This window comes from Frondihabitans sp. 4ASC-45 (assembly GCF_049472575.1).
Classification (GTDB): Bacteria; Actinomycetota; Actinomycetes; order Actinomycetales; family Microbacteriaceae; genus Frondihabitans.
The window spans coordinates 1-25,431 of record NZ_JBCEBN010000005.1 but is presented as its reverse complement, the minus strand read 5'-3'; the positions used below and the strand labels follow the sequence as shown (position 1 = coordinate 25,431).

Here is a 25,431-nt window from a genome sequence, read left to right as displayed (position 1 = left end):
GGGCTTGAAGCAGTCAGGCGGGGAGCACGGCCCGCGAGCAGCGCGTCACGTACGGCAGATCGACCGTCGCGCGGCCCGCGGTGTCGGGGTGCGTCTCGAGCAGTTCGCGCACCCGGGCGAGCTGCGCCTCCCGCTCGGCCTCGGGCAGCGTGATGACGTAGCTGCGTGAGGCCACCATGGCGACGACCTCGTCGTGCGTCATCGGGTTGACCCAGGCGACGTCGCGCCGCTCGACGGGGAGGAAGGGCGGGCCCACGCGCGGATCCTCGGATTCGAGCTCGCTCTCGGACGCCGCGTCGATGATCTCGTCGAGAGCCGCGGCCCACGGGGTGCTCGTGTCGCGGATGTTCCACAGCAGGGCGAGGACGCCGCCGGGTTTCAGCACACGGGCCGCCTCGGGGACGGCGCGCTCGGGATCGACCCAGTGCCAGGCCTGGGCGGCGAAGATCGCATCGGCGCTTTCGCCGTCGACCGGCATGCGCTCGGCCGATCCCGGAAGCGCCTGCGCCCCAGGCACGGCACGGATGAGCGTCTCGCGCATCTTCTCGGACGGCTCGACGGCGGTGACACGCGGCACCCGTTCGACCAGCAGTCGGGTGAGCTTGCCGGTGCCGGCCCCGAGGTCGACGACGTGCTGGGCGCCCTCAGGCAGGAGCCACTCGACGGCTTCTGCCGGGTACGACGGGCGCCCTCGCTCGTAGACGTCGGCGGCCGCGCCGAAGGAGGTCGCGTTGGCTGCATGTCGCTGGTCGGGTTCGAAGGCGTCGCCGGAAGTCATGCCTCCACTGTGCCACTCGAGCCTGGTCGTGAGACCTCAGAAACAACCGATCCTGTCGCCGCTAGACGGTCAGATTTGAGGTCTCACGGGCGCCCTATGCGAGGGCGGAGCGAATTGCAGCGACGCCAGCGCGCACCTCGGCGAAGGTGGTCGAGAGCGGCGAGAGACCGAGGCGAAGAGCGTCGGGATTGCGGAAGTCGGGGATCACCCCGGCCTGCCAGAGCGACGGCAGGATCTCGTGGAACGCCGGGTGTGTGACCGTGACGTGACTCCCTCGGATCCTGGTGTCTCTGGGGGTCGCCACACGCACCCCGAGCGGCACGAGCCACTCGTCAACCAGAACGAAGGCGTAGTCGGTGAGAGCGAGCGACTTGGTGCGGATCGCCTCGATTCCGGCCTCGTCGATCTGATCGAGCATGTCGCGGAGCGGGAGCATGCCGACGATCGGGGGAGTGCCGCTGATGAAGCGGCGGATGCTCGGCGCGGGCTCGTACGACGCGGCCATCGCGAAGACGTCGGCGGCGCCCATCCAGCCCTGGATCGGCTGCTCGAGAACCTCCTGCAGCTCTCGGCGCACGTAGGCGAAGGCCGGAGCGCCGGGGCCGCCGTTCAAGAACTTGTAGCTGCAGCCGACGGCGAGGTCGACGCCCGAGTCGTCGAGCGACATCGGCACGACTCCCGCCGAGTGGCAGAGATCCCAGACGACGAGTGCCCCGGCGTCGTGCGCGATCCGCGTGATCTCAGTGAGATCGGCCAGGTAGCCCGACCGGTACGACACGTGGTTGACGAGCACGACGGCCGTGCGCTCGGAGACCGCTTCGGCCACCAGCTCGGGAGTCACGCCGAGAGTCGGGTCGACGCTCACCCAGCGGATCGAGCCGCCGCGCTCGCGCGCGATGCCCTCGACCACGAACCGGTCGGTCGGAAACTGGTCGTCGTCGATGACGATCTCATCGCGGCCCGACTTCTGCCCGTGATCGAGAGCGGCGCGCAGCAGTTTGTAGAGCAGCACGGTCGTCGAGTCGCCGATCACGGTCTGACCGGCGGCTGCGCCGAGCGCCAAGGATCCGAGACGGTCACCGAGCGACGTCGGTGCGTCCATCCACTGGTCGTCCCACGAGCGGATCAGGCGGGTGCCCCAGTCGTGGGCGAGAAATGACGCGATGCGCTCGCCGGTGGCCTTGAGCGGTCGGCCGAGCGAATTTCCGTCGAGGTAGGCGACGACGCCCTCGGCGGGCACGAAGCGCTCGGCGAAGTGCGCGAGCGGGTCGGTTGCGTCGAGCGGTGCGGCGTCGAGGTGGCTCTCATCGGAGTGGCTGCTGTCGGGGGCGATGGTCGGGTGCGTCATTCGGCTTCTCTCACGAGGGCGGGCAAAGTCAGGATCCGACTGGTCGCCAGATCGGCGATCGTCGCGGGTCGATCGGGCATCCACGTCACAAGGCGCGTGTCGTAGCCGGGCTCACCGCTGCCCGGCGTCAGCGAACCCAGCACGGCGTCGGGCGTCAGCCCGGCGGCGCTGAGCCCCGCGAGCTCGACGCCGTTGAGCCCCAGCGGCAGCTCGCCATTGCCGAGGTCGGTGCCGTAGAGCACGGAGCCGCCGCGGGCGTGGAAGCGGGCGAGGTTGTCGACGGCGATGTCGTAGGCGTCGCCGCCCTGGCCGTTGGCGCCGGAGGGGCGGGCGTGGATCGCGAGCGTCGAAATCCAGGTCATCGAGCGGGCGAGGTCGTCGAGGAGGTCGTCGTCGAGGCGCTCCGAGAACGGGGTGTGGGCCAGGGCGTCGACGCGGGCTCGGGCCGCGCGGCGGGTCTGGCCGAGGCCCTGAGCGTGGGCGACGACCGGGAGGCCGGCGTCGTGGGCGGCACCGACGACGGCGTCGAGGGTCTCGTCGCTCCAGACGGGGCCGGCGTCGGAGTTCAGGGTGATCTTGACGATGCTCGCGCCGACGGCTCTCACGTCGTCGATCACGTGCTTCGCGTCGTCGCTGGTTGCGACGGCGACGGCCGCCGCTGCCGGAGCCCACGCCGAGCGGCTGGGGTAGCCGCCGGGTGCTCCGAGCAGCGGGCCCGCGATCGACACCTCGGGCCAGCCGCTCTCGGGGTCGGCGCCGAGGCTCGGCCAGCTCTGCGCCTGCGCGGGATCCCACCCGAGATCGACTACGCGCCCGATGCCACCGGCGACCAAGGCGCCGGCGTCGATCAGGCCGAGGTGCACGTGCGAGTCGGTGAAGGGGGCGAGCACGACGCCGCGGAGGTGGCCGTCGGGCTCTGCTCTCCGGGGGTCGCTATCGGGGTCGCTGCCCGGGTCGCTGGCACGCGCGTCGGCCGGCCCGGCGTATCGCAGCCGCCCGGCTTCGATGGTCAGCGCGCTGGGCCCGCGCCAGCCGCCGAACCAGGCGTCGTCGCAGGTGAGGAGCATGACTCCATCCTGCCGTGCTCCGCCGACATCGTCCGCGTCAGGCCGCTCGTCCGCCGATCGGCGTCACCGTCGGCGCCCCGAGTGACGCCATATGCCGGGGAGGCCAGGCCGCAGACGGCATTAGGCGGCACTCGATGACGGCCAACAGACTGCAGACGCATCGAGGTGTCGGGGTACCGCCGAACCCGGGCACTACGCTCGGCGCATGCTGATCCGCAGCCGTCGGCCTACACGTGATGCACCTGCGTTTCTAGCCCTTCGAGACCTCGATCTCGACGACCGCCCACGAGAGAGCCGGCAGGCGCAGCGTCGCGGTCGAGCCGTCGACGACGACTCCGTCGAGCGGCACGAGGCCGACTGCGTCCTGAGCGTCCAGCGTGTTCGCGGTCAGGCGCGTGCCACCCGACGGGATCTCGAGCAGCTCGGCGCGAAGCACCCGGCCGCCGACGAAGCCGTTGAGCGCGACCGTGACGTCGGCCGCCTCGTCGAGCCCGCGGTTCGCCAGGAACAGCGCGACACGACCGTTCTGCTCGTCGAACGTGGCACTGACATCGACCTGGTCGGCGTCGCCGAACTGCTTCGACGACACCTTGTCGCTCGTGGTCGCGGTGCGGAGGATCTCGCCGCGCGCGAGAGCCGCCATGCGGGCGAACGGCCAGAAGATGGTCTGCTTCCACGCCGGACCGTTCTCTTCGGAGCGGATCGGGGCGATCACGTTGACGAGCTGCGCCTGGTTCGCGATCGACACGCGGTCGCCGTGCCGCAGCAGCGAGTTGAGCAGCGTGCCCACCACGACGGCGTCGGTCACGTTGTAGGTGTCCTCGATCAGGCGGGGGTGCTCACGCCACGACTGTGACACGGCGCCGGGCTGGTCGTCGGTCTCGAGGCCGGTCTGGTACCAGACGTTCCACTCGTCGAACGAGAGGTTGATGTACTTTTTGGCCTTGCGCTTCGCCCGGACCGCATCGCACGTCGCGACGACCGACTCGATGAAGTAGTCCATGTCGACGGCCGAGGCCAGGAACGACGAGGCGTCGCCGTCGTGCTCCTGGTAGTACGCGTGCATCGACATGTAGTCGACTTCGTCGTAGGCGTGCGACAGCACCGTGTGCTCCCACGAGCCGAACGTCGGCATGCCCGAGTTCGACGAGCCGACCGCGACGAGCTCGATAGACGGGTCGACGAAGCGCATGGCCTTGCCGGCCTCCTGCGCGAGGCGGCCGTACTCCTCGGCGGTTTTGTGGCCGATCTGCCAGGGGCCGTCGAGCTCGTTGCCAAGGCACCAGAGCTTGATGTCGAAGGGGTCCTTCGCACCGTTCGCGATGCGCCTGTCGGAGAGCGCGGTGCCACCGGGGTGGTTCGCGTACTCGACGATCTCACGGGCCGCGTCGACGCCGCGGGTGCCGAGGTTGATCGCCTCCATCACCTCGACGTCGGCGTCTTTCGACCACTCGACGAACTCGTGCAGGCCGAAGGCGTTGGTCTCGACGGTGTGCCACGCGCCGTCGAGGCGGCGCGGGCGCTCCTCGACCGGGCCGACGCCGTCTTCCCAGTTGTAGCCCGAGACGAAGTTGCCGCCGGGGTAGCGGACGACCGTGGGGCCGAGCTCCTTGACGAGCTTCAGCACGTCCTGGCGGAAGCCGCGCTCGTCGGCCTCGGGGTGCCCCGGCTCGTAGATGCCGGTGTAGACGCAGCGTCCCATGTGCTCGACGAACGAGCCGAACAGGCGGCGGGGCACCGGTCCGATCGTGAAGTCGCGGTCGATGACAATGCGCGCGGAGGGCATAGGGATCCTTACGTGGGTGGTGGGTGGTGTGGTGCAGAAGAAACGAGAGCGCAGGATCCCGGTGCTGCGGATCCTGCGCCCGTCGCGTATCGAACTCGGGGTCAGCCCTTGAGGCCGGAACCCGTGATCCCCTCGACGATCTGACGCTGGAACGCCAGGTAGAGGATGACCAGCGGCAGAGCCGCGAGGAGGGCGCCCGCCTGGATGTCGGCGTAGCGCTGACCGAAGCTGCCCTGGACGGTGGCGAGACCGACCGGGATGGTCATCAGGTTCGGATTGGAGAGGACGAACAGCGGCAGGAGCAGGTTGTTCCAGACGCCGACGAAGGTGAGGATGATCACGGCCGCGATCACGGGGCGGGACAGCGGCATGATGACCGACCAGTAGACCTTCCAGAGGCCGGCGCCGTCGATGCGAGCCGCCTCCTCGAGCTCTCTCGGGATGCCGTCGAAGAACTGCTTGAAGATGAACACCGCGATGACGGCGGGCACCTGCGGGAAGATGACCGACCAGTAGGTGTTGAGCAGGTTGACGGCGCCGAGCTCTTGAAAGATCGGCACGATGAGCACCTGGCTCGGGATCATGATGCCGAGGATGATCAGCAGGAAGACGGCGTTCTGGCCGCGGAACTTCAACCGCGACAGGGCGAAGGCGGCCATCGAGGCGAAGAGCACGGTCATCGCCGCGGTGACGACGCTCGTGACTCCGCTGGCGAGGTACCAGTTCCAGATGTCTCCGGCCTGGAACAGCGCGGCGTAGGAGTGGAGCGTCGGGTTCCAGGTCTTCAGGATCTCGTTCGCACCGAGGGCCGCGGTGCCGTTGTCGGACAGCGAGGTCTTCAGAGCGAAGACGCTCGGGATCAGCCAGACGATCGCGAAGACGGTCAGGACGATCGCCGACACGATGCCGAAGGTGCGACCGCTCGTGCCCATGCGGGCGCCGGTCGGGCGGGCCGCCGGGGCCGCCGCAGACAGCGGCGACTTGGTGCGGCGTTCGGGAGCTGTGGTGAGGGCCATGATCAGGCCGCCTTTCGGACTGCCGCGCGGTCGACGAGCTGCCTGATGACGGCGATCGCGATGATGACGATGAGGAGGAGGACGGACGCGGCCGAGGCAGCGCCGAGACGGTTGTCGGTGAAGCCCGTGCCCGTGACGAGCGTCAGGGCGACCGACGTCGAGATACCGGGACCGCCGGATGTCATCAGGTAGACCTGGTCGAAGATCTTGAGGCTGGCGACGATCTGCAGCAGCAGAACGAGAGTCGTGGTGCGGCTCAGCAGCGGGAGCGTGATGTAGCGGATCTGCTCCCAGGTCGTCGCTCCGTCGACCGCGGCGGCTTCGTACAGCTCGCGCGGAATCTCTTGCAGACCGGCCAGGTACAGCACGAAGTTGAAGCCGAGCGTCCACCAGATCGTGGCTATCGCGATGCCGATCATGGCCGTGTTCGGGCTGGCCAGCACGCCGGCTCCCGGAGTGATGCCGAAGATGCTCTGCGCGCTCGCCCAGAGGCCCGACCCCGGCGTGAAGATGAACACCCAGATGAGCGAGATGGTCGCCGACGGCAGGATGTACGGGAGGAAGAACGCGAGGCGGAAGAACCACTGCCCGCGGCGCACCCGGTTGGTGAGAATGGCCAGGAAGAACGCCAGGACCACCAGGGGCGGCGTCGTGTAGAGCGTGAACTGCAGCGTGTGCCACATCGAGCTCCAGAAATCCGCGCGACCGAGCATCTCGGCGTAGTTCGCGAAACCCGCGAACGACCCGAGCCCGGTGCGGACCGTCGACGTGTTGAAGAAGCTGGTCACGAACATCCAGACGGTCGGCCCGAGCAGGAACGCCAGGTAGAAGAGACCGAACGGGGCGAGGAACAGCCACGCGCCGCGGCCGTCGCCGCGCGAGAGCACAGAGTGCCTCTTCGGTCGGGCTTCTGGGGCGGCCGCTGCGCGGCGGGTGAGAGCGGGAGCGGCGGTCACGACGTTGTACCTCCTGGGGTCGGGGTGCGGGGATTCACAGCGGGCTGGGGGTGTTGGTGTAGACCTTGAGCTGGCCCTTGATGGCCGACAGTGCGGCCTGCGGCGAGCTCGAGAGCTGCTGGACGAGAGCCAGCTGAGCACCGACTGTCACTTCGAACGTCGAGCCGGATCCTCCGTACCAGGCGGGGTCGTCGTAGACAGCGTCTTCAGCCGCCTTCGAGTAGTCGGCCTGGGGTTCGAGGGTCTTGTACGCCGAACTGTCGAGGGTCGGCAGGTAGGCGGGAACGTGACCGCCCATCGCCCAGGTCTGGCTCTGGTCGAGCATCGACTTGATGAACACCATCGCCTGCTTGCGCTGGGCCGGCGTGCGGTCTTTGCGGGGGAGCACGAACGTGTGCGAGTCGGCCTGCGCGGCCGGCTTGTCGAACAGGGTCGGCACGGGAACCATGCCGAACTTGAGGCCCTTGATCGACTGCGCCGTTGTGATCTCCCACTCTCCCTGGAGGAAGAAACCGGACTTGCCCGTGAACATCGCAGTCTGAGCACCGGCGTAGTCGAGGCCCTTGTTGAGCCACCCCTTCTTGACCCAGGAAGCGATCCGCTCCATGACCTTCGCGTAGGCGTCGTCGTTGACCGTGATCTTGGAGCCGTTGTCGGAGAGGAAGGGGGTGGCCCCGGTGATCTGCCAGTACAGCGTCTGGAACACGCGCCACGGCGTCGCGGTCTCGCTGACGTTGGCGACCGTGATCGCCGTGCCACCGGTCACCTTGCTGATGGCCGCGAGAGCTGCCTCGAAGGTGTCGAGCCCGGTGAGGTCTTTCAGCTTGCCGTCGCTGTCGAGGAGGCCCGCCTTCTTCATCACGTCGCTGTTGTAGAACATCACCAGCGGGTGGGTGTCGAGGGGGATCGCGATGTTCTTGCCGTCGGTCTTCTGGGCGTCCCACGACTTGGCGTTGAACGAGTCGGCCGAGAGCCCGACGGAGGCGAGGTCGGCGTCGGTGATGGGCTCGAGGATGTCGCCGTCGTAGAGCGGCTTCGCGCGGGTGAGGTGGGCGACCGCGACGTCCGGCGGCTTGTTGCCGACCGTGGCGAGGGTCAGTTTCGAGTAGTACGGGTTGCCCCAGGCGAAGACCGTGGCCTGCAGCGACTTGGTGCCGCCGTTGGCCTTGCGGTAGCCGGCCTCCATGGTCTGCATGCGGCTGCCGTCTCCGCCGCCGAAGAGGTTCCAGAAGATGAGCTGCTCGGGGTTGAGTGGCGAGCCGAAGAGGCCCGCGCCGAGCGGGGTGCTGGAGCAGCCGGCGAGGGCCACCGCTCCGGCCGTTGCGAGACCCGCGGTGAGCAGACTGCGCCGGGTGAACGTGGACGATGGACGGGGTGCCATTTCGACCTCCTTGTCGGTGGGCAACTGGTGCTCTGCGGTGCCGCCGTCGGGGGAGTGTCGACTGCGCCGCGCTGCGCTGGTGACGACTATTACATCGTTGTAACCCTGCGTCAAGTGCTCTACGCGAATCGTCGCTCGCGGGCTACATGAGAACAGCCCGCGGGCGGTTCTCATGCAGCCTGCGAACGGCCCACGGGCGGTTTCAGTGCCGCGTGCGGGTCGACGCCCGTGACACGATGTCGTGCGGGATCGCGACGTAACGCGGCGCCAGGGTCCGATCCGACACCCGAGCGGCGAGCAGGCTCAGCGTCTGGTCGGCGAAGGCCCGTTTGTCGAACGTGACGGTGGTCAGCGGCGGCGTCGAGAACCGCGAGTCAGCGATGTCGTCGAAGCCCGCCACCGAGACGTCGCCCGGCACGCTGATGCCACGGGTAGCCAGCGCTGACAGCGCCCCGAGGGCCATCGAGTCGGTGAAGCAGAAGAAGGCGTCGACGTCGAGCCCCCGGTCGAGCGCCTCGAGCACCATGTGACGGCCCGACTCGGGCGACCACTCGCCCGAGAGCTCGAGCGCAGGATCCGACGGAAGCCCGGCTGCTGCGATCGCCTGCCGGTAGCCCTCGGTTCGCTGTCGATTAGAGGCGCTGTTGAACGCCGGCCCCACGGCTCCCACCGCAGCGATGCGGCGGTGCCCCAGGCTCAGCAGGTACGCGGTCATGTCACGCGCGGCGGAGATCGAGTCGACCGACACCTGGTCGACGAGGGTCTGTTCGACCTCGCCGATCACCACCACCGGCGGGAGCGAGTCGGCACCCACGATGGCGCTGGCCTCCAGGGTGACCGGGTTGAGCACGAGGCCGTCGACGAGGTGCTCCCGGCCCCGCGACAGCAGCTCGCGCTCGCGCTCAGGGCGCCGACCGGTCTCTTCGAGCTGCACGGCCCAGCCCAACTCGTGGGCTACCTCGACGAACCAGTGCAGCATTTCGGCGGTGTACATGGTGCCGAGGTCGGGGAACGCGAGGGCGATCGCGCCGGTGCGCCCGTTGCGGAGGCCGCGTGCGCTGAGGTTCGGCACGTACTGGAGCTCTTTGACGGCGGCCTCGACGCGCTCGCGCGTCTCGGGCCGGACGAACACGACGCCATTGACCACGTTGGAGACGGTCTTCGGGCTGACCCCGGCCCGGGTCGCCACGTCTCGAACGGTTGCGCGCATTCGGCCAGGCTAGCGGGGCGGTGCGGGCGGGCGCGTTCCGAATTCGAAGGAGAAACCCGGGCTGGCACCCCGCCGATCGGCATGAATCGGTCTCGCCGGGGCCGGATCTCCTTCAAATTCGGCAGGGCAGGGTCAGGCCGACGCCGTCGCGAGCACCTTCTGGATCCGCTGCAACGACACCGACTCGGCCGGTCGCAGGTCTTGCGCGAAAAGCGACAGCCGGAACTCCTCGATCATCCAGCGCGCCCGCACGAGTGGCGCCGGTGCAGAGGCCGCGGGCGGGAAAGCCCCACCCGCATCGACGTACCGCTGCTGCGCCTGCTGCACCTCGACCATCCAGGCGCGGTCGCGCGCGGGGTTCTCGAGCAGTTTCGTCACGCGGCGCTGGATGCCGACGAGGTAGACCGGCACGCGCTGCAGCTGCGCGATACCGGTGGCCGACACAAAGCCGGGGTAGAGCAGGCGCGACCGCTGCTCGCGCGCGTCGGTCAGCGCCGGCAGGAGCGCCATGTTTGTCGCCTGCTTCAGCGCCTTGTCGGCGTCGCGAGCGGCCGTCAGCGTGCGGGCGACGAGCGACACGGTCTGGAACATCTGATCCATCACGGCTCCCGACACCCGGTCGCGCACGGTCTCGAACTCCTTCTTCGTGAAGATGATGCCGTCGGGCTTCACCCGGTACAGCACGTCGTCGACGACCGCCGTCAGGCAGTCCGCGAAAAGCGCGGCGGTGTTCTGGTACGGGCTGGTCGCGAGGATGAGCTTCTCAGCGCTCGTCAGGTGCTGCTGCACATAGGCGATCGGAGACGGGGTGCCGAGCATGAGCAGCCGCCGGACTCCGCGCGGGGTGGCCAGAGCCTGGTCGGCGGCCGTGGCCATGAGCTGGATCGACACCGACGCGCCATCATCGACGAGCGCCGGGTAGGCGCGGATCGTCGTGTCGCCGTGCTTGGTGTCGACGAAGGCGGGAAGGTCGTCGAAATCCCACTTCGTGATGCCGTCGCGCTGGATCGTCACCCGAGAGGCGGGAGCGGTCTCGGTCGCCCGGGCCACACTGCGGCGCGTGTCGGCGGCGAGGGAGCGCTGCAGCGCGCCGAGCTCTTTGTCGATCCCGACCACACGCCCCTTCTCGTCGACCACCGCGAACGTCATGCGCAGGTGAGCGGGCACGCGCGACACATCGAAGTCGGTCTCAGCTACGGGGGCGTAGGTAAGTCGCTTGATCACGCCCGCGACGGTGGCTGTGAACGGGACCTGCGGATCCTGCGGTTCGTCAGGCAGTTCCGCGGTGATCTTCGCAGCCCAGTCGCCTGCAGGAACCACGCTCTTGCGCAGCTGCTTCGGCAGCGACTTGATGAGTGCGGTCACGAGCTCGTCGCGGAACGCCGGCACCTGCCAGTCGAAGCCGACCGGTTTGAGCGATGCCAGCAGGGGTAGCGGCACGAGCACGGTCACGCCGTCGTCGTGCGAGCCCGGCTCGAAGCGGTAGCGGAGGGTCAGCGCCTGGTCGCCCTGCCGCCACGTGGTCGGGTAGGCCTTTTCGTCGACCTCGGGCTCGTCGTCGCCGAGGAGGTCGTCGGCGTGCATGGTGAGGAGGTCGGGGGTCTCGGCACGGGCCTTGCGCCACCAGCCCTCGAACGAGCGCGTCGAGACGACATCGGCGGGGATACGGCGGTGGTAGAACTCGAACGCGGCGTCGCCGTCGACCAGGATGTCGCGGCGGCGGGTGCGCTCCTCCAGCTCGGTCAGCTCGTCGATCAGGCGGTCGTTGGCGTCTTGGAAGTTCTGGTGCGACTCCCAGTCGCCCTCGACGAGGGCGTGCCGGATGAAGAGCTCGCGGGCATACACGGGGTCGATGCGGCTGAACTGGACTCGCTGGCGCGGGATGATCGGCACCCCGTAGAGCGTGACCCGCTCGAAGGCGACGACCGCGCCCTGCTTCTTCTCCCAGTGCGGTTCGGAGTGGCTCCGCTTGACCAGGTCGCCCGCGATCGGGGCGGCCCACGCGGGATCGATCGAGCCGGCGACCCGGGCGAACAGGCGTGAGGTCTCGACGAGCTCGGCGGCCATGATCGCGTTCGGCTGCTTCTTTGCGAGAGCCGATCCGGGGAAGATGACGAAGCGCGACTGGCGCGCACCGACGTAGTCCTTCTTCTGCAGGTCTTTCAGGCCGATCTGGCTGAGGAGCCCGGCCAAGAGCGACTTGTGCACGCCGTCGGGGTTGGCGCTCGGCTCGCCGACGTGGAGCCCGAGGTTTTTCGAAGCGCGCACGAGCTGGCGGTAGACGTCTTGCCACTCGCGGATGCGGAGGTAGTTGAGGTATTCGGCCCTGCACAGGCGGCGGAACGCACTCGAGCCGAGGTCTTTCTGCTGCTCCTCGAGGTAGTTCCAGAGGTTGAGCAGGCTGAGAAAGTCGCCCGACGGATCGGTGAACCGCGCGTGCTGCTGGTCGGCCTGGGCGCGGCGTTCGAGCGGACGCTCGCGCGGATCTTGGATGCTGAGCCCTGCGACGATGGCCATGACCTCGCGGGTGGTGCCGTGCTGCTTCGACTCGAGCACCATGCGCGCGAGACGGGGGTCGATCGGCAGGCGCGTGATCTGGTGGCCGAGCCGGGTGATCCGCGGCTCGTCGGTCGCACCCCGCGACTCGACGGCGCGCAGTTCGCGCAGCAGGTCGACACCGTCTTTGATGCCGCGCGAGTCGGGCGGCTGCAAGAAGGGGAACTTCTCGATCGCGCCGAGGCCGAGCGAGATCATCTGGAGGATGACCGCAGCCAGGTTGGTGCGCAGGATCTCGGGCTCGGTGAACTCCGGTCGCTTCTCGAAATCCTGCTCGGAGTAGAGGCGGATCGCGATGCCGTCGCTCGTGCGGCCGGAGCGGCCGGATCGCTGGTTGGCGCTCGCCTGCGAGATCGCCTCGATGGGCAGGCGCTGCACCTTGGCCCGGGTCGAGTACCGGCTGATGCGCGCGGTGCCGGCGTCGATGACGTAGCGGATGCCGGGCACGGTGAGGCTCGTCTCGGCGACGTTGGTGGCGAGGACAATGCGCCGACGCGTTCCCGGGGTGCGACTGGTTTCGAAGACGCGGTGCTGGTCGGCGGCGCTCAGCCGGCCGTAGAGGGGAAGCACCTCGGTGAAGGGCAGGTTGCGGCCGCGGATCGACTCCTCGGCGTCGCGGATCTCGTTCTCGCCCGAGAGGAAGACGAGCACGTCGCCGGAGCTCTCGCGGGCCAGCTCGTCGAGGCCGTCGTTGATGCCTTGGAGGTAGTCGCGGTCGTCGGCTCGGGCCGGTCGGTCGCCCCGGGCGTCGAGGTCATCGGGGTCGGTGCTGGATCCTTCGGTTTCTCCGTCAGCACTGACCTCATCGGCGACCAACGGCCGGTAGCGCACCTCGACCGGATAGGTGCGGCCGGAGACCTCGATGATGGGGGCGCCGTCGAAGTGCTTCGAGAACGACTCCGGGTCGATCGTCGCGCTGGTGATGATCAGCTTGAGATCGGGGCGGCGGGGCAGGAGCTGCTTGAGATAGCCGATCAGGAAGTCGATCGTGAGGCTGCGCTCGTGGGCCTCGTCGATGATGATCGTGTCGTACTTGGTGAGGTCACGGTCGAAGTGGATCTCGTTGAGAAGGATCCCGTCGGTCATCAGCTTGATGCGGGTCGCGTCGCTGACATGGTCGGTGAACCGGACCTGGTAGCCGACGAGGGCGCCCATCTCGCTGCCGAGCTCGTCGGCGATGCGCTCCGCGACCGTGCGGGCGGCGATACGGCGCGGCTGCGTGTGGCCGATCATCTCGCGACCGAGGTCGAGGCAGATCTTGGGCAGCTGGGTGGTCTTGCCCGAGCCTGTCGCACCCGCCACGATGACGACCTGGTTGTCTCGAATGGCAGCCGCGATGTCGTCGCGACGCTGCGAGATCGGCAGCTCCGGGGGGAAGGTGATGGCAGGAATCATGAGCCCTCCAGCTTACCGCGCGCGGGTCGGTGAGGAGTTATCCACAGGGTGGTGGTCGGGGCCAGCGGGGGAGTCGCCCGGGTTGCCATCCTCGTCGCATGACTTCTTCGTTCGACTCCAGTTCAGAGGGCGTCCAAGCCCTCATCGTCTTCACCGATCCCGTCTGCGTCTACTGTCTCGACCTCGTGCACGAGGGCCTCACCTCCGAGTCCGAGATAGCCGCGCGGGCCGCCGAGCGCATCGGCGTCACGGTCGAGCACGCCGCCGCGGTGCTCGACGGGTTGATCGGCGTCGGGTACATCGGGCGGGCCGGTCTCACCGAGATCGCCGATCTCGGGCTCGACGACTTCGCCGCGCATTTCGAGAAGGCGATGGATCAGCTGGAATGGCTGCGATCCAAGGGAGAGGGGCGCCAGGTCGACGACATCCTCGTGGCGCTGGACGCCGCCTGGAACACCCGCAGCGCCGATCCGGCGAAACGGCTCAGCGCGGCGCAGTTTCGCGCGTCGGCGGCAGGTCGTCGGCACGCCGCGAGGCTCGAGGCCCGGAGTCTCGGGCACGTCTCGGCCGTCGGAGCAGCCGAGGGGGCGCGCGCGTGATGATGTCGCCCGACCGCCGGGCCCTGATCCTCCTGCTCAGCCCCGCCGTCTTGCACCTGCTCGACCTGCTCCTCACCGGCGTGACGAGCGAGAAAGACCTCACGCAGCGGACGGCCGGCCGGCTCGGCATCCCGACCTCGCACGCACGGGAGGTGCTCGAGAATCTCGTGCGCAACGACTTCGTGACGCGCGAACGCTCGGGCGGCTACCGAGGTCTCGACGAGGCTCGCTTCCGAGACGAACTCGCCGCAGCTCGTCGGCATCTGGTCGGGCTGCGCCTGGCGGGCGACCATGCCCAGGCCGACCTGCTGGAGTGCGCTCTCGACAGCGCATGGGACGCCCGGAGTGCCGACCCGGTACGAAAGAAGAGCGCAAGGCGGTTCATCCGGTCGGAAGACGGTCGTCGTCTAGACGACCTGATGCAGAGTCAGACGCTGGGGGAGCCCTTCGCGCTCCTGAAGTTGCAGAAGAGGGCGGGGTAGGCCGGGGGTCGCCGATACGCGATATTTATGCCATGCTGGCGCGCATGGAGGCAGTGGAGCTGAAAGCGGAACCGGTCGTGGCCCTCGTCGGCGGCGGGGCGGTGTTCCTGGCAGGCGTCGCGTCGGTGGGGGCAGGTCGAGTCTCAGGTGCCTTCCTTCTCGGGGCGCTGGCCTGGTCGGTCGGGCTTGCGGTGCTTGCCCTGGGGCTCCCCGGGAGGGCGGGCGTCTTCGGCTCCGGCAGGGCGGTGCGGCTGCTACTGGTGGGAGCGGCTTCGCTCTCGCTCGCGACAGGCATCGCATCGAGCTTCGGCAGCGTGCCCTCCGAGACGTTCGAGTCGCCGGCCTTTCAGGCGTTTTCATGGGCCTTCCTGGTGGTCGAGCTTGCGGCGCTGGTTCTTCTCGTCGCTGGCGCGATCCTGGTTGGTCGAGCTCCCGACGCGTCTGCCCGCGCTCGGAACGGCCTGGTCGCGCTCGCTCTCGTTGCGGTCGTCTCCTCCGTGCTTCCGTACGTCGCCCTCGCCGCTCTCGCCCCGAGAGACGTGCAGATCGCGGCCGACGGTCTGTTCTGGGTCTCGCGGCTCTTCGCGCTCCTGACCTGTGCAGTGGGCGTCTGGTTCGCCTGGCCGTGGCTTCAGCCTCGGGTCGACGCCGCTGTGGCTGCTGTGACGCGGGCCTACCGCCGCTACGTCGACTCGACCCCCTGAGCAGTGCGGTCGATCGGAATGGAGCGACTGGCAGGAGGCGATCTGGGATTTCGAATGAGGCGCTCGCGACGATCAGGAGCGATCCGTATGCTGTGATCACCGCTCGAACCCGAGTCGTCAACGAAGACGAAATTGGAGCTCCAATGAGTAGTTCCCGCACCTCCCCCTCTCGTGCCACCGCGTCGGTCGCTTCCATCCTCAAAGAGTCGGCCGATCGCCACGCCGATGCGGTCGCCGTCGTCGTCGGCCCGACCGAGACGACCTACTCCGAGCTGTGGGCCGAGACCCGCGCCTACGCCGGCGCTCTCCGGGCCAAGGGCGTCACCGAGGGCAGCCGCGTCGCCATGCTCGTGCCGAACGCGACCGACTTCCCCCGCGTCTACTACGCGATTCTCTCGCTCGGGGCAGTGGCCGTTCCGATCCACGCTCTGCTCAAGCAGCACGAGATCGAATACGTCCTCCACGACAGCGGATCGGCCATGCTGGTCTGCGCCGCACCACTCCTCGGCGAAGGGGCGGCCGGCGCCGGTCTCGCCGGCGTCGACGTGGTCACCGTTCTGGCACCGCCCGATCTCGTCACCGGCTTCGATCGCCTCGAGGCGCTCGCCGAGGCGGCCGAGCCGATCGACACGTATGTGCCCCGCGATCCGTTCGACACCGCGACGATCCTGTACACGAGCGGCACCACGGGTCAGCCCAAGGGCGCCGAGGGGTCGCACTTCAGCCTCCTCGAGCAGACCAACGCTCTGCTTCTCTCCACGTTCAAGATCGAAGCTGGCGATCGCCTTCTCGGTGCGCTTCCGCTGTTCCACACGTTCGGCCAGACCTGCACCATGAACGTCGCCTTCCGGGCGGGCGCCACCATGGTGATGGTGCCGAAGTTCGACGGCGACACGGCCCTCCGGGTGATGGTCGAGCAGCACTGCGACATCTTCATGGGCGTCCCCACGATGTACATGGCTCTGCTCGACGCGGCGACCCGCACCGAGTCGCGGCCGAGTCTCAAATACGCGATCTCCGGGGGTGCCGCGCTTCCCGTCGCGATCATCGATCGGTTCCGCGAGATCTTCGGGGCCGAGATCCACGAGGGCTACGGCCTCACCGAGACGTCGCCGGTCGCGACCTTCAACCACGTCGGCCGCACGCCGCGTCCCGGAACGATCGGCACGGCCATCTGGGGAGTCGACGTCGAGGTCGCCGACCCCAGCGTCTCCGACAGCATCGTGCTCATGCCGAACGGCTCGATCGGCGAGATCGTCGTGCGCGGCCACAACATCATGAACGGCTACCTCAACCGCCCTGACGACACCGAGAAGGCGATCGTCGACGGCTGGTTCCGCACGGGCGACCTCGCTACCAAAGACGACGACGGCTACTTCACCATCGTCGACCGAACGAAAGACATGATCATCCGCAACGGCTACAACGTGTATCCCCGGCAGGTAGAAGAAGTCCTCGCCAGCCACCCCGACGTGCGCATGGCCGCCGTGTTCGGTGTGCCTCACGAGACCCACGGTCAAGAGATCGAGGCGGCCGTTGTCCTGGCGCCCGAAAGCACGACGACCCCGGACGACCTCATTGCCTTCGTCGCCGAAGAGATCGCGGCCTACAAGTACCCCCGCGTCGTGCACGTGCTCGACGCCCTGCCCCTCGGTCCGAGCGGCAAGGTCCTCAAGCGCGAGCTCGTCCAGCGATTCGCCCCGGCTCACGCGTGAGAGACGTCGAGGTCCGCGTCCACCGAAGCGACGAGGGGTTCCCCAAAGAGCAGGAGCTCGCCTGGCAGCTCGCCGAGCTGGCCGTCGACCCGGTGCCCGTCGCCGACGACGTCACCGAGATGATCATCAACCGCGTCATCGATAACGCGGCGGTAGCGACCGCGTCGCTTCGTCGCGCGTCGGTGGTTGCGGCGCGCGCCCAGGCCGGGGCACATCCGATCAGCCCCGCGACAGACCCCAAGCGCCGGGGAGCAACCGTATTCGGCACCGACCCGACCCTCCGCTTCGCCCCGGAATGGGCCGCCTGGGCCAACGGCGTCGCCGTCCGCGAGCTCGACTTCCACGACACCTTCCTCAGCGCCGAATATTCGCACCCGGGCGACAACATCCCGCCGCTGCTGGCTGTCGCGCAGCACGCGGGCCGTTCAGGATCCGACGTGGTGCGTGGCATCGCGACCGCGTACGAGATCCAGGTCGACCTCGCTCGGGCGATCAGCCTGCACCGCCACACGATCGACCACGTCGCGCACCTCGGCCCGAGCGCTGCAGCGGGCCTCGGCACGCTCCTCGGCCTCGATGCCGAGACGATCTACCAGGCGATCGGCCAGGCCCTCCATACGACCACCGCGACGCGGCAGTCGCGCAAGGGCCTCATCTCCACCTGGAAGGCCTATGCGCCGGCCTTCGCCGGGAAGCAGGCGATCGAGGCGATCGACCGCGCGATGCGCGGCCAGACGAGCCCGTCACCGATCTACGAGGGCGAAGACGGCGTGATCGCGACCCTTCTCGACGGCGTCGAGGCGGGTTACTCGGTGCCGTTGCCGGCCGCGGGCGAGCAGAAGCGCGCCATCCTCGACACTTTCACGAAAGAGCACTCGGCCGAGTATCAGGCGCAGGCCTGGATCGACCTTGCCCGCCGACTCGGCCGCGAGCACCCGGAACTCCGCGATCCCGCGCGCGTGGCGAGCATCGTGCTGCACACGAGCCATCACACCCACCGCGTCATCGGTTCCGGTGCGAACGACCCGCAGAAGTACGACCCCACCGCTAGCCGCGAGACCCTCGACCACTCCATCCCCTACATCGTCGCCGTGGCGCTGCAGGACGGCGAGTGGCACCACGAGCGCTCCTACGCCCCGGAGCGGGCCGCCCGCGCCGACACGGTTGCTCTCTGGCGCTCCATCACGACGGTCGAAGACCCCGAGTGGACTCGCCGCTACCACTCGCTCGACCCGGCCGAGCAGGCATTCGGCGGACGCATCGAGGTCACGTTCACCGACGGAGGCACCCTCGTGGAGGAGATCGCGGTGGCCGATGCGCATCCCCTGGGAGCACGGCCGTTCCAGCGAGCGGACTACGTGGCGAAGTTCCGGACCCTGGCCAGTGGGATCCTCGATTCGTCGTCGATCGACGCCTTCATCGACCTGGCCGAGCGTCTTCCTGAGCTGACCGCCGACGAGCTCGGCGGGCTGACCGTGATGCCCGATTCGGCCTACTTCAAGGGGCTCACCGTGCGCGAGGGGTTGCTGTAGTGCTGTACTCCTCGGTCTCGGCTGCCGACAAACGCGTCGCCCTGCGGCGGGCACTCGACGGCCCGGGTCTGGTGCGGCTGCCGGGTGCCTTCAACCCGCTGAGCGCTCGGTTGATCGAACGCAAGGGCTTCGAGGGCGTCTACATCTCGGGTGCCGTGATCAGTGCCGACCTCGGCCTGCCCGACATCGGCCTGACGACCCTGACCGAGGTCGCCACCCGGGCCGGGCAGATCGCCCGCATGACCGACCTGCCGTCGATCGTCGACGCCGACACCGGCTTCGGCGAGCCGATGAACGTCGCGCGCACAGTCCAGACGCTCGAAGACGCCGGGCTCGCCGGCCTGCACATCGAAGACCAGGTGAATCCGAAGCGCTGCGGGCACCTCGACGGCAAGAGCGTCGTCGACGCCGAGACGGCGGTCAAGCGGATCCGCGCCGCGGTCGACGGTCGTCGCGACCCGAACTTCCTGGTGATGGCCCGAACCGATGTGCGCGCCGTCGACGGTCTCGCGGCGGCCGTGGATCGGGCGAAGGCCCTCGTCGACGCGGGCGCCGACGCGGTGTTCCCCGAAGCGCTCGAGGGGCTCCGTGAGTTCGAGGCGATGGCCGATGCTCTTGACGTGCCGATCCTCGCCAACATGACCGAGTTCGGCAAGGGCGAGCTGCACACGGCCGACGAGCTCGCGAGCGCGGGGGTGAAGATCGTGATCTACCCGGTCACGCTGTTGCGCCTGGCCATGGGCGAGGCCGAGCGCGGTCTCGACGAGATCGCCGCCGCCGGCACGCAGGCGGCGCTCCTCGACCGGATGCAGCACCGCCGAGACCTGTACGACCTGATCGACTACGAGGGCTACTCGCAGTTCGACGACTCGATCTACACGTTCGACCTCACGAAGGAGTGACCGATGACGACATCCGCATCGACCGACACCGCACCTGAAATCCACAAGGGCCTGAACGGCGTGGTCGTCGACGAGACCCGCGTCTCCAAAGTCGACGCCGCCTCGAACTCCCTTCTCTATCGCGGGTATCCGGTGCAGCAGCTCGCCGGTGCCGTGCCGTTCGAAGACGTCGTGTGGCTGCTCTGGCGCGGTGAGCTTCCGACCGCTTCCGAGAAGGAGGCGTTCCGCTCTGCCGAGCGCGGTGCCCGGGCGCTCGAGCCGACCCTCCGCTCGCTGATCGATTCGCTGCCGAAGTCCACGCACCCGATGGATGTCTTGCGGACGGCCGTGAGTGCACTCGGCACCCTGGATCCTGAACCGGCGAAGCCGTCGCCCGACGAGACCTACGAGAGGGCTCTTCGGGTCTTCGCGCAGATCCCGGCCTTGATCGCGTACGACCAGCGTCGACGACGAGGGCAGGATCCTTTGGACTCCCGCGACGACCTCGGGTATTCGGCGAACTTCCTCTGGCTCGTCTTCGGCGAAGAGCCCGACAAGCGCGACGTCGAGGCGTTCGACGTGTCGATGACCCTCTACGCCGAGCACTCGTTCAACGCGTCGACGTTCACGGCTCGCGTGATCGCCTCGACTCTTTCCGATCTGCACTCGGCCCTCGTCGGCGCGATCGGCGCGCTCAGGGGCCCGCTCCACGGAGGTGCAAATGAGGCAGCACTGGCTCTGCTCGAAGAGATCCACGACCCCGACCGGGTCGACGCCTGGCTCGATGCGGCCCTCGCCGAGAAGCGCACCCTGATGGGGTTCGGGCACCGCGTCTACAAGAACGGCGACAGTCGCGTGCCGACGATGGAGGTTGCTCTCGGGCGGCTTCTCGACGAGCGCCCCGGGCAGGAGAACGAGCGGCTGCGCGACCTCTACGACGCCCTTCAGCAGGGCGTGCTTGACCGGAAGGGCCTCAAGCCGAACGTCGACTACCCGTCGGGCGTCGCCTACCACCTGCTCGGGTTCGACGCCGAGGTGTTCACGCCGCTGTTCGTCGCGGCGCGGGTCGCCGGCTGGACGGCGCACGTCGTCGAACAGCGCGGTGCGAACGCGCTCATCCGGCCGCTGAGCGAGTACGTGGGGGAGGGGTATCGCGACGTTCCCTCGTCGTGAGGCAGGGCGCGACACCGGGTTTCGGGAAGGGTGCCGCCCATCGGCGGTGGTGGGGCCGAAAGGTGGTGTCGCAATGGCTCGGCGTAGGTGAGGCCAAAGCCGGTGCCAGGCCGGCGGCGTAGCGTGGCCCCGTGCCCAACGAGCTCCGCGACGCCATCAGCCCGTACCTCCGCAGCCACGCCGACAACCCCGTCGCGTGGCACGCGTGGGGAGCCGCCCCGTTCGAGGAGGCCGCCCGCCGCGGACTTCCCGTGATGGTGTCGATCGGCTATTCGACCTGCCACTGGTGCCACGTCATGGCCCGCGAGAGCTTCTCCGACCCCGAGTTGGCCGCGCGCCTCAATGAGCGCTTCGTCGCCATCAAGGTCGACCGCGAGGAACACCCCGATGTCGACGCCAGCTATCTCGCGGCGGCGGGCGCCTTCACCGGCAACCTCGGCTGGCCGCTGACCGTCTTCGTCACCCCCGAGGGCCGCGCGTTCTTCGCGGGCACCTACTATCCGCCGGTTCCGGTGCAGGGCACGCCGTCGTTCCGTCAGGTGCTCGATGCCGTATCGGAGGCCTGGACCGACCGCCGCGACGAGGTGGAGCAGAACGCCGGTGAGATCGCCGCGGCGCTCGCCGCAGCGTCGACGACCACAGGCGCAGGCACGGGCGACAACGCAGGATCCGACGTCACGGCAGACGAGATCCAGGCGATCGTCGCCCGACTCGCGTCGTTCGAAGACGACGAGTTCGGTGGTTTCGGTCGCGCCCCCAAGTTTCCGATCGCGCCGGTCCAGCGCCTGCTCGTCGACGTAGCGACGAGTTCGTCGCCGGCCGCACCGGCCGCGCGAGCGCTGGTCGGACGCACCCTCGACGCCATGGCCGCGTCGCCTCTCCGCGACCCGGTGGAGGGCGGCTTCTTCCGCTACTCCGTCCGGCGTGACTGGCACGAGCCGCACTACGAGCGCATGCTCTACGACAACGCCGTGCTGCTCGACGCCTACTCCCGCGTCGGATCGTCCGACGTGGCCGCGGGCATCGCCGAGTTCCTGCTGACGACGCTGCAGCGGCCGGGCGGTGGTTTCGGGTCGGCCCAAGACAGCGAGAGCGACCTCGGCGAGGGCGGCTACTACGCGCTGGACGCCGACGGCCGGGCCGCGGCGACACCGCCGAAGGTCGACGAGAAGGTGCTGACGGGGTGGAACGGCCTCGCAATCGGCGCGCTGGCAGAGGCCGGGGTGCGGCAGGGGCGAGCCGACTTGATCGCGGCGGCACGAGCGGCGGCGGATCGGATCCTCGGGTCTTCGGTGTCGACCGACGGCGTCCTGCTGCGGGCGACGTCCGAGCGGGGTGCCTCCGACGCCGTCGCGACCCTCGAAGACTTCGGCATGCTCGCCGACGGGCTGCTGCGGCTCGCAACAGCGACCGGCGAGGTGTCGTATGCCACGGCTGCGCGCGACCTCGTCGAGCAGTGCCTCCCGGAATCCGGCGGTGCACGCGTGTTCGCGGCTCCCGGCGGCGGAGACCCGGTGCTCGCCGCGCAGGGGCTCCAGCTCGCGAGCGACCCGTCGGAGGGCGCGTACCCGTCGGGCCTGTCGGCCATGGCCTCGGCGGCCCTGACCCTCTCGCAGCTCACGGCCGATGCCCGATACCGGGAGGCCGCCGCGCGCGCCGTTCGCTCGGTGCACGACCTGGCGCTCGAGAACCCGACCGCCTTCGGGGCGATCCTGTCGGTCGGTGTCGCGCTGTCGGATCCTGCGGTTCAGGTCGTCGTCGTGACCGACGGGAGCGAAGGATCCGACGGCTCGCTCGCTGACTCCGCCCGACGAGTGCGACGGCCCGGCGCCGTCGTGGCCGTCGTGACAGAAGCTCAGGCGGCAGAGTGGTCGGCCGCCGGGTTCGAGCTGTTCGAGGGGCGGGTGCTCGCCGCCGGTGCTGGAGCTGCCGCGACGGCCTACGTCTGCCGCGACTTCGTGTGCCGGCTGCCGGTCGGCTCGGTGCCCGAGTTCGAGGAGCAGCTCGCCGCCGTTGCCCGAATTTGAAGGAGAAACTCGCGCTGGAGGCCCCGGATCGGCATGTTTCCGGTCGCCGAGGCGCGTTTTTCCTTCGAATTTGCACGCGGACCAGGGGCCAGCGGGCTACTTCCAGCTCGGCACCCAGTAGTGCAGGTTGATGAAGGTCCACGGCGCCTGGGTCGCCGTCCACATCGGGTAGTAGAAGATCGTCAGCACGACTGCCACGATCACGATCACCCCCACGACGCGGATCCCGCTCAGGCGTCGGAGCGGATCGTCGGTGCGCTTGCCGAGGATGATGCCCAGAGCGGCCACCAGCCCCATGACGAGATAGGGCTCGAACGCGATCGTGTAGAACTGGAACACCGTCCGGTTGAGGTACATCATCCAGGGCAGGTAGCCGGCGGCGACGCCGATCAAGATGGCCCCCGACTGCCACTCGCGGTAGCGCGCCAGCCGGTAGCAGAGGTAGACGCAGGCGAGCACGGCGGCGTACCAGATCAGCGGGTTCGCGATGCCGCTGATGGCCTGGCCGCAGCGGTCGACCGTGCAGCCGTTCTGGCCCTCTGACAGGCCGAGGTAGAACATGCTCGTCGGTCTCTGCATCAGCAGCCAGGTCAGCGGGTTGGCCTGGTAGGGGTGCGCCGTCGACAGCCCGACGTTGAACGCGTAGATGCTCGCCTGGTAATGCCAGAAGTTCTGCGCGACGTCGGGCACCCAGGCGAGCAGGCCCTTCCACGGGGTGGCCCCGTTGCCGTCTTCGAGCCAGGTGCGGTTCCAGCCGCCTCGGGTGACGAACCAGCCCGTCCAGGTGGCGATGTAGGTGACTGCCGCCGCGGGCACCATCAGCAGGAACGTCGCCGGACCCTGCGTGATGAGCGTTCCCGTGCCCCACAGCTCGACTCCGACACGACGCCTCGCCATCATGTCGACGGCCACCGTGTAGAGCGCGAAGATGGCGAGAAAGTAGATGCCGTTCCACTTCACGCCCGAGGCGGCACCGAGCATCATTCCGGCCGCGATCAGCCACGGCCTGTTCCACAGCGTCGGCCCCCAGGCGAGGTCGCGCCCCCGAGCATTCCTTCGTCGAACCCAGGCGTCCAGACGTCGTTTGCTGTGCGCGCGATCGAGCAGAACGGCCCCGAATGCGAGCAACGCGAAGAGCATCACGAAGTTGTCGAGCAGCGACACCCGCGACATCACGATCGCCTGACCGTCGATGGCGAAGAAGAACCCCGCCAGCACTCCGAGCACGTCGGATTTGAGCAGGTACCGCGTGATTAGCGTGATGAGGAGGACGGCAAGGATCCCGGCCACCGCCGTGCTCAACCGCCACCCGGCCGGATTCGCCGGCCCCATCACGGCCATGCCGAGCGAGATCAGCCACTTGCCGAGGGGCGGATGGGCGATGAACTCGGCGGAATTCGTGAAGAGATCGGTCTGCCCGGCCGCGAACTTGGAGTCGACGTCGCCCGGCCAGGTGCCCTCGTAGCCGAGGTTGTGCAGACTCCAGGCGTCTTTGACGTAGTAGGTCTCGTCGAACACCAGGGTGTTCGGGTGGCCGAGGTGCCAGAGGCGCAGCAGCGCGGCGATCAGGGTGACGAGTGCCGGGCCGCCCCAGCGCCAGGCGCGTTGGCGAGCGGGGGTCGAGAGTACGCGACCCCACCAGGCGTCGATCGGCGTGAGCCCCCAGCGATGCGCGACCGGCTTTCGCGGTCGCTCGATCAGGTCGGGCTCGGCACCGTGGGGGGATTCGCCGCCGGGGCCTTCGACGGGCGCGTTTCCGACCAGCTGGTCGAAGTCGCCGCTCGGCCGAAATGTCATTCGGCCATCGTAGATGGCCCGACGAAGGAGAATGGGCGGGTGATCGTTCTCGCGGCAACTCCTATCGGCAACCTCGGCGACGCCTCCCGGCGCCTGATCGAGGCCCTCTCGAACACCGAGGTGATCGCGGCGGAAGACACCCGCACGGCCATCCACCTGATGCGCGCCCTCGGCGTCGAGAACCGCCCGCGGCTCATCGCCCTGCACGAGCACAACGAGCGCGAGAAAGCGTCCGAGGTCGTGGAGCTGGCGCGGAACGCCGACGTACTCGTCTTGACCGATGCCGGGATGCCGGCCATCTCGGATCCTGGGTTCCCGCTCGTCGAAGCGGCGGCCGCCGCCGGAGTGACCGTCACCTCTCTTCCCGGCCCGTCGGCCGTGCTGACGGCGCTCGCCGTCTCAGGGCTGCCGACCGACCGCTTCACCTTCGAGGGTTTCCTTCCGCGCAAGCAGGGCGATCGTCTGCGGGTGCTCGGCGAACTCGAGGGCGAGCGCCGCACGATGGTCTTCTTCGAGTCTCCGCACCGCCTGGCCGACTCGCTCGTCGACGTGGCGTCGGCGCTCGGCGAGTCGCGGCGCGTCGTCGTCTGCCGCGAGTTGACGAAGCTGCACGAAGAGGTCAAGCGGGGCACCGCGGCCGAGCTCGTCGCCTGGGCTGCCGAGGGGGTCCGGGGTGAGATCTGCATCGTGATCGAAGGATCCGCGGCCCGTCACGTCGACCTCTCGGCCGGCGTCGCTCTCGTGCTCGCGGCCGTTGCTGCCGGTGACCGCCTGAAGGAGGCCGCCGCCGAGGTGTCGGCCGCGACGGGTCTCTCGAAGCGCGACCTGTACCAGGGGGCGCTCGCCGCTCGTTGATTGTTGCTGACGGTGAGTGGGCGGGTGTTGTTGCCCCCCCCCCCGACCGGCGGGGAGCGCCCGCCGACTCTCAACAACACCCGCCGACCGGCGGGGAACACCCTCCCACACGCCGAAACGCACCGCCGCGCGGCTTTAGGATGGACGACATGCCCGCCGGCGACGCCTTCTTC

The 25,431-nt window shown here is 68.8% G+C and carries 19 protein-coding genes; 9 read left to right on the top strand and 10 right to left on the bottom strand.

What is annotated here, in order from left to right; all coding sequences use genetic code 11:
• Positions 1–13: 13 nt before the first annotated feature.
• The 9 genes from VH571_RS09290 to hrpA all read right to left on the bottom strand — a co-directional run bounded on the left by VH571_RS09290 (position 14) and on the right by hrpA (position 13,493).
• Entirely contained in the window at positions 14–778 is a 765-nt protein-coding gene (locus VH571_RS09290) for a class I SAM-dependent methyltransferase (protein ID WP_423264309.1), read from the bottom strand.
• A gap of 94 nt (positions 779–872) precedes the next feature.
• Positions 873–2,126, bottom strand: coding sequence for a kynureninase (locus tag VH571_RS09285; protein ID WP_423264308.1), 1,254 nt, complete (start codon positions 2,124–2,126; stop codon positions 873–875).
• The gene (locus VH571_RS09280; RefSeq protein WP_423264307.1) at positions 2,123–3,193 is read right to left on the bottom strand and encodes an amidohydrolase; all 1,071 of its coding nucleotides are present in this window, start codon (positions 3,191–3,193) and stop codon (positions 2,123–2,125) included. Before VH571_RS09280 ends, VH571_RS09285 begins: the two co-directional genes overlap by 4 nt.
• A 250-nt stretch (positions 3,194–3,443) precedes the next feature.
• On the bottom strand, positions 3,444–4,979 hold the full coding sequence (locus tag VH571_RS09275; protein WP_423264306.1) for an alpha-N-arabinofuranosidase: 1,536 nt from the start codon (positions 4,977–4,979) through the stop codon (positions 3,444–3,446).
• A 101-nt stretch (positions 4,980–5,080) separates the two neighbouring features.
• Positions 5,081–5,995, bottom strand: coding sequence for a carbohydrate ABC transporter permease (locus VH571_RS09270; RefSeq protein ID WP_423264305.1), 915 nt, complete (start codon positions 5,993–5,995; stop codon positions 5,081–5,083).
• A 2-nt stretch (positions 5,996–5,997) separates the two neighbouring features.
• A complete protein-coding gene (locus VH571_RS09265; protein WP_423264304.1) occupies positions 5,998–6,951 on the bottom strand; it encodes a carbohydrate ABC transporter permease in 954 nt (317 codons plus the stop codon).
• Between the two features lie 34 nt (positions 6,952–6,985).
• A complete protein-coding gene (locus VH571_RS09260; RefSeq protein WP_055963472.1) occupies positions 6,986–8,332 on the bottom strand; it encodes an extracellular solute-binding protein in 1,347 nt (448 codons plus the stop codon).
• A 202-nt stretch (positions 8,333–8,534) separates the two neighbouring features.
• Positions 8,535–9,542 carry a LacI family DNA-binding transcriptional regulator gene (locus VH571_RS09255; protein ID WP_423264303.1) on the bottom strand — a complete coding sequence of 336 codons (1,008 nt, stop codon included), beginning with the start codon at positions 9,540–9,542 and terminating at the stop codon, positions 8,535–8,537.
• A 132-nt stretch (positions 9,543–9,674) separates the two neighbouring features.
• Positions 9,675–13,493 (bottom strand): ATP-dependent RNA helicase HrpA, encoded by a 3,819-nt coding sequence (gene hrpA, locus VH571_RS09250; protein WP_423264302.1) that lies wholly within the window; start codon positions 13,491–13,493, stop codon positions 9,675–9,677.
• 98 nt (positions 13,494–13,591) lie between these two features.
• Here hrpA and VH571_RS09245 point away from each other — a divergent pair, with 98 nt between their 5' ends.
• The 8 genes from VH571_RS09245 (at position 13,592) to VH571_RS09210 (ending at position 22,606) form a co-directional block, all read left to right on the top strand.
• Positions 13,592–14,092: a hypothetical protein gene (locus VH571_RS09245; protein WP_423264301.1), complete on the top strand. Its 501-nt coding sequence runs from the start codon at positions 13,592–13,594 to the stop codon at positions 14,090–14,092.
• Positions 14,089–14,574 (top strand): hypothetical protein, encoded by a 486-nt coding sequence (locus VH571_RS09240; RefSeq protein WP_123943073.1) that lies wholly within the window; start codon positions 14,089–14,091, stop codon positions 14,572–14,574. The genes VH571_RS09245 and VH571_RS09240 overlap by 4 nt, the downstream gene beginning before the upstream one ends.
• Positions 14,575–14,606: 32 nt before the next feature.
• Positions 14,607–15,278: a hypothetical protein gene (locus VH571_RS09235; protein WP_423264300.1), complete on the top strand. Its 672-nt coding sequence runs from the start codon at positions 14,607–14,609 to the stop codon at positions 15,276–15,278.
• Positions 15,279–15,421: 143 nt separating this feature from the next.
• On the top strand, positions 15,422–16,993 hold the full coding sequence (locus VH571_RS09230) for a long-chain-fatty-acid--CoA ligase (RefSeq protein ID WP_423264299.1): 1,572 nt from the start codon (positions 15,422–15,424) through the stop codon (positions 16,991–16,993).
• Complete coding sequence (locus VH571_RS09225) at positions 16,990–18,525, top strand: MmgE/PrpD family protein (protein WP_423264296.1); 1,536 nt, start codon at positions 16,990–16,992, stop codon at positions 18,523–18,525. Before VH571_RS09230 ends, VH571_RS09225 begins: the two co-directional genes overlap by 4 nt.
• The gene (prpB, locus tag VH571_RS09220) at positions 18,525–19,427 is read left to right on the top strand and encodes a methylisocitrate lyase (RefSeq protein WP_055963448.1); all 903 of its coding nucleotides are present in this window, start codon (positions 18,525–18,527) and stop codon (positions 19,425–19,427) included. Before VH571_RS09225 ends, prpB begins: the two co-directional genes overlap by 1 nt.
• Before the next feature lie 3 nt (positions 19,428–19,430).
• Positions 19,431–20,579, top strand: coding sequence for a bifunctional 2-methylcitrate synthase/citrate synthase (locus VH571_RS09215; RefSeq protein WP_423264295.1), 1,149 nt, complete (start codon positions 19,431–19,433; stop codon positions 20,577–20,579).
• A gap of 131 nt (positions 20,580–20,710) precedes the next feature.
• Positions 20,711–22,606: a thioredoxin domain-containing protein gene (locus VH571_RS09210; RefSeq protein WP_423264293.1), complete on the top strand. Its 1,896-nt coding sequence runs from the start codon at positions 20,711–20,713 to the stop codon at positions 22,604–22,606.
• A gap of 96 nt (positions 22,607–22,702) precedes the next feature.
• On the opposite strand, the gene VH571_RS09205 is transcribed toward VH571_RS09210, so the two are convergent.
• Positions 22,703–24,403 carry a dolichyl-phosphate-mannose--protein mannosyltransferase gene (locus VH571_RS09205; RefSeq protein ID WP_423264292.1) on the bottom strand — a complete coding sequence of 567 codons (1,701 nt, stop codon included), beginning with the start codon at positions 24,401–24,403 and terminating at the stop codon, positions 22,703–22,705.
• A 39-nt stretch (positions 24,404–24,442) separates the two neighbouring features.
• Here VH571_RS09205 and rsmI point away from each other — a divergent pair, with 39 nt between their 5' ends.
• A complete protein-coding gene (gene rsmI, locus VH571_RS09200) occupies positions 24,443–25,258 on the top strand; it encodes a 16S rRNA (cytidine(1402)-2'-O)-methyltransferase (protein ID WP_055963435.1) in 816 nt (271 codons plus the stop codon).
• Positions 25,259–25,431 lie beyond the last annotated feature (173 nt).

Bases quoted from the DNA above. Each gene is read 5' to 3' on its own strand.
- VH571_RS09290 (WP_423264309.1), bottom strand. From the start codon at position 778: ATGACTTCCGGCGACGCCTTCGAACCCGACCAGCGACATGCAGCCAAC.
- VH571_RS09285 (WP_423264308.1), bottom strand. From the start codon at position 2,126: ATGACGCACCCGACCATCGCCCCCGACAGCAGCCACTCCGATGAGAGC.
- VH571_RS09280 (WP_423264307.1), bottom strand. From the start codon at position 3,193: ATGCTCCTCACCTGCGACGACGCCTGGTTCGGCGGCTGGCGCGGGCCC.
- VH571_RS09275 (WP_423264306.1), bottom strand. From the start codon at position 4,979: ATGCCCTCCGCGCGCATTGTCATCGACCGCGACTTCACGATCGGACCG.
- VH571_RS09270 (WP_423264305.1), bottom strand. From the start codon at position 5,995: ATGGCCCTCACCACAGCTCCCGAACGCCGCACCAAGTCGCCGCTGTCT.
- VH571_RS09260 (WP_055963472.1), bottom strand. From the start codon at position 8,332: ATGGCACCCCGTCCATCGTCCACGTTCACCCGGCGCAGTCTGCTCACC.
- VH571_RS09255 (WP_423264303.1), bottom strand. From the start codon at position 9,542: ATGCGCGCAACCGTTCGAGACGTGGCGACCCGGGCCGGGGTCAGCCCG.
- hrpA (WP_423264302.1), bottom strand. From the start codon at position 13,493: ATGATTCCTGCCATCACCTTCCCCCCGGAGCTGCCGATCTCGCAGCGT.
- VH571_RS09245 (WP_423264301.1), top strand. From the start codon at position 13,592: ATGACTTCTTCGTTCGACTCCAGTTCAGAGGGCGTCCAAGCCCTCATC.
- VH571_RS09235 (WP_423264300.1), top strand. From the start codon at position 14,607: ATGCTGGCGCGCATGGAGGCAGTGGAGCTGAAAGCGGAACCGGTCGTG.
- VH571_RS09230 (WP_423264299.1), top strand. From the start codon at position 15,422: ATGAGTAGTTCCCGCACCTCCCCCTCTCGTGCCACCGCGTCGGTCGCT.
- VH571_RS09215 (WP_423264295.1), top strand. From the start codon at position 19,431: ATGACGACATCCGCATCGACCGACACCGCACCTGAAATCCACAAGGGC.
- VH571_RS09205 (WP_423264292.1), bottom strand. From the start codon at position 24,403: ATGACATTTCGGCCGAGCGGCGACTTCGACCAGCTGGTCGGAAACGCG.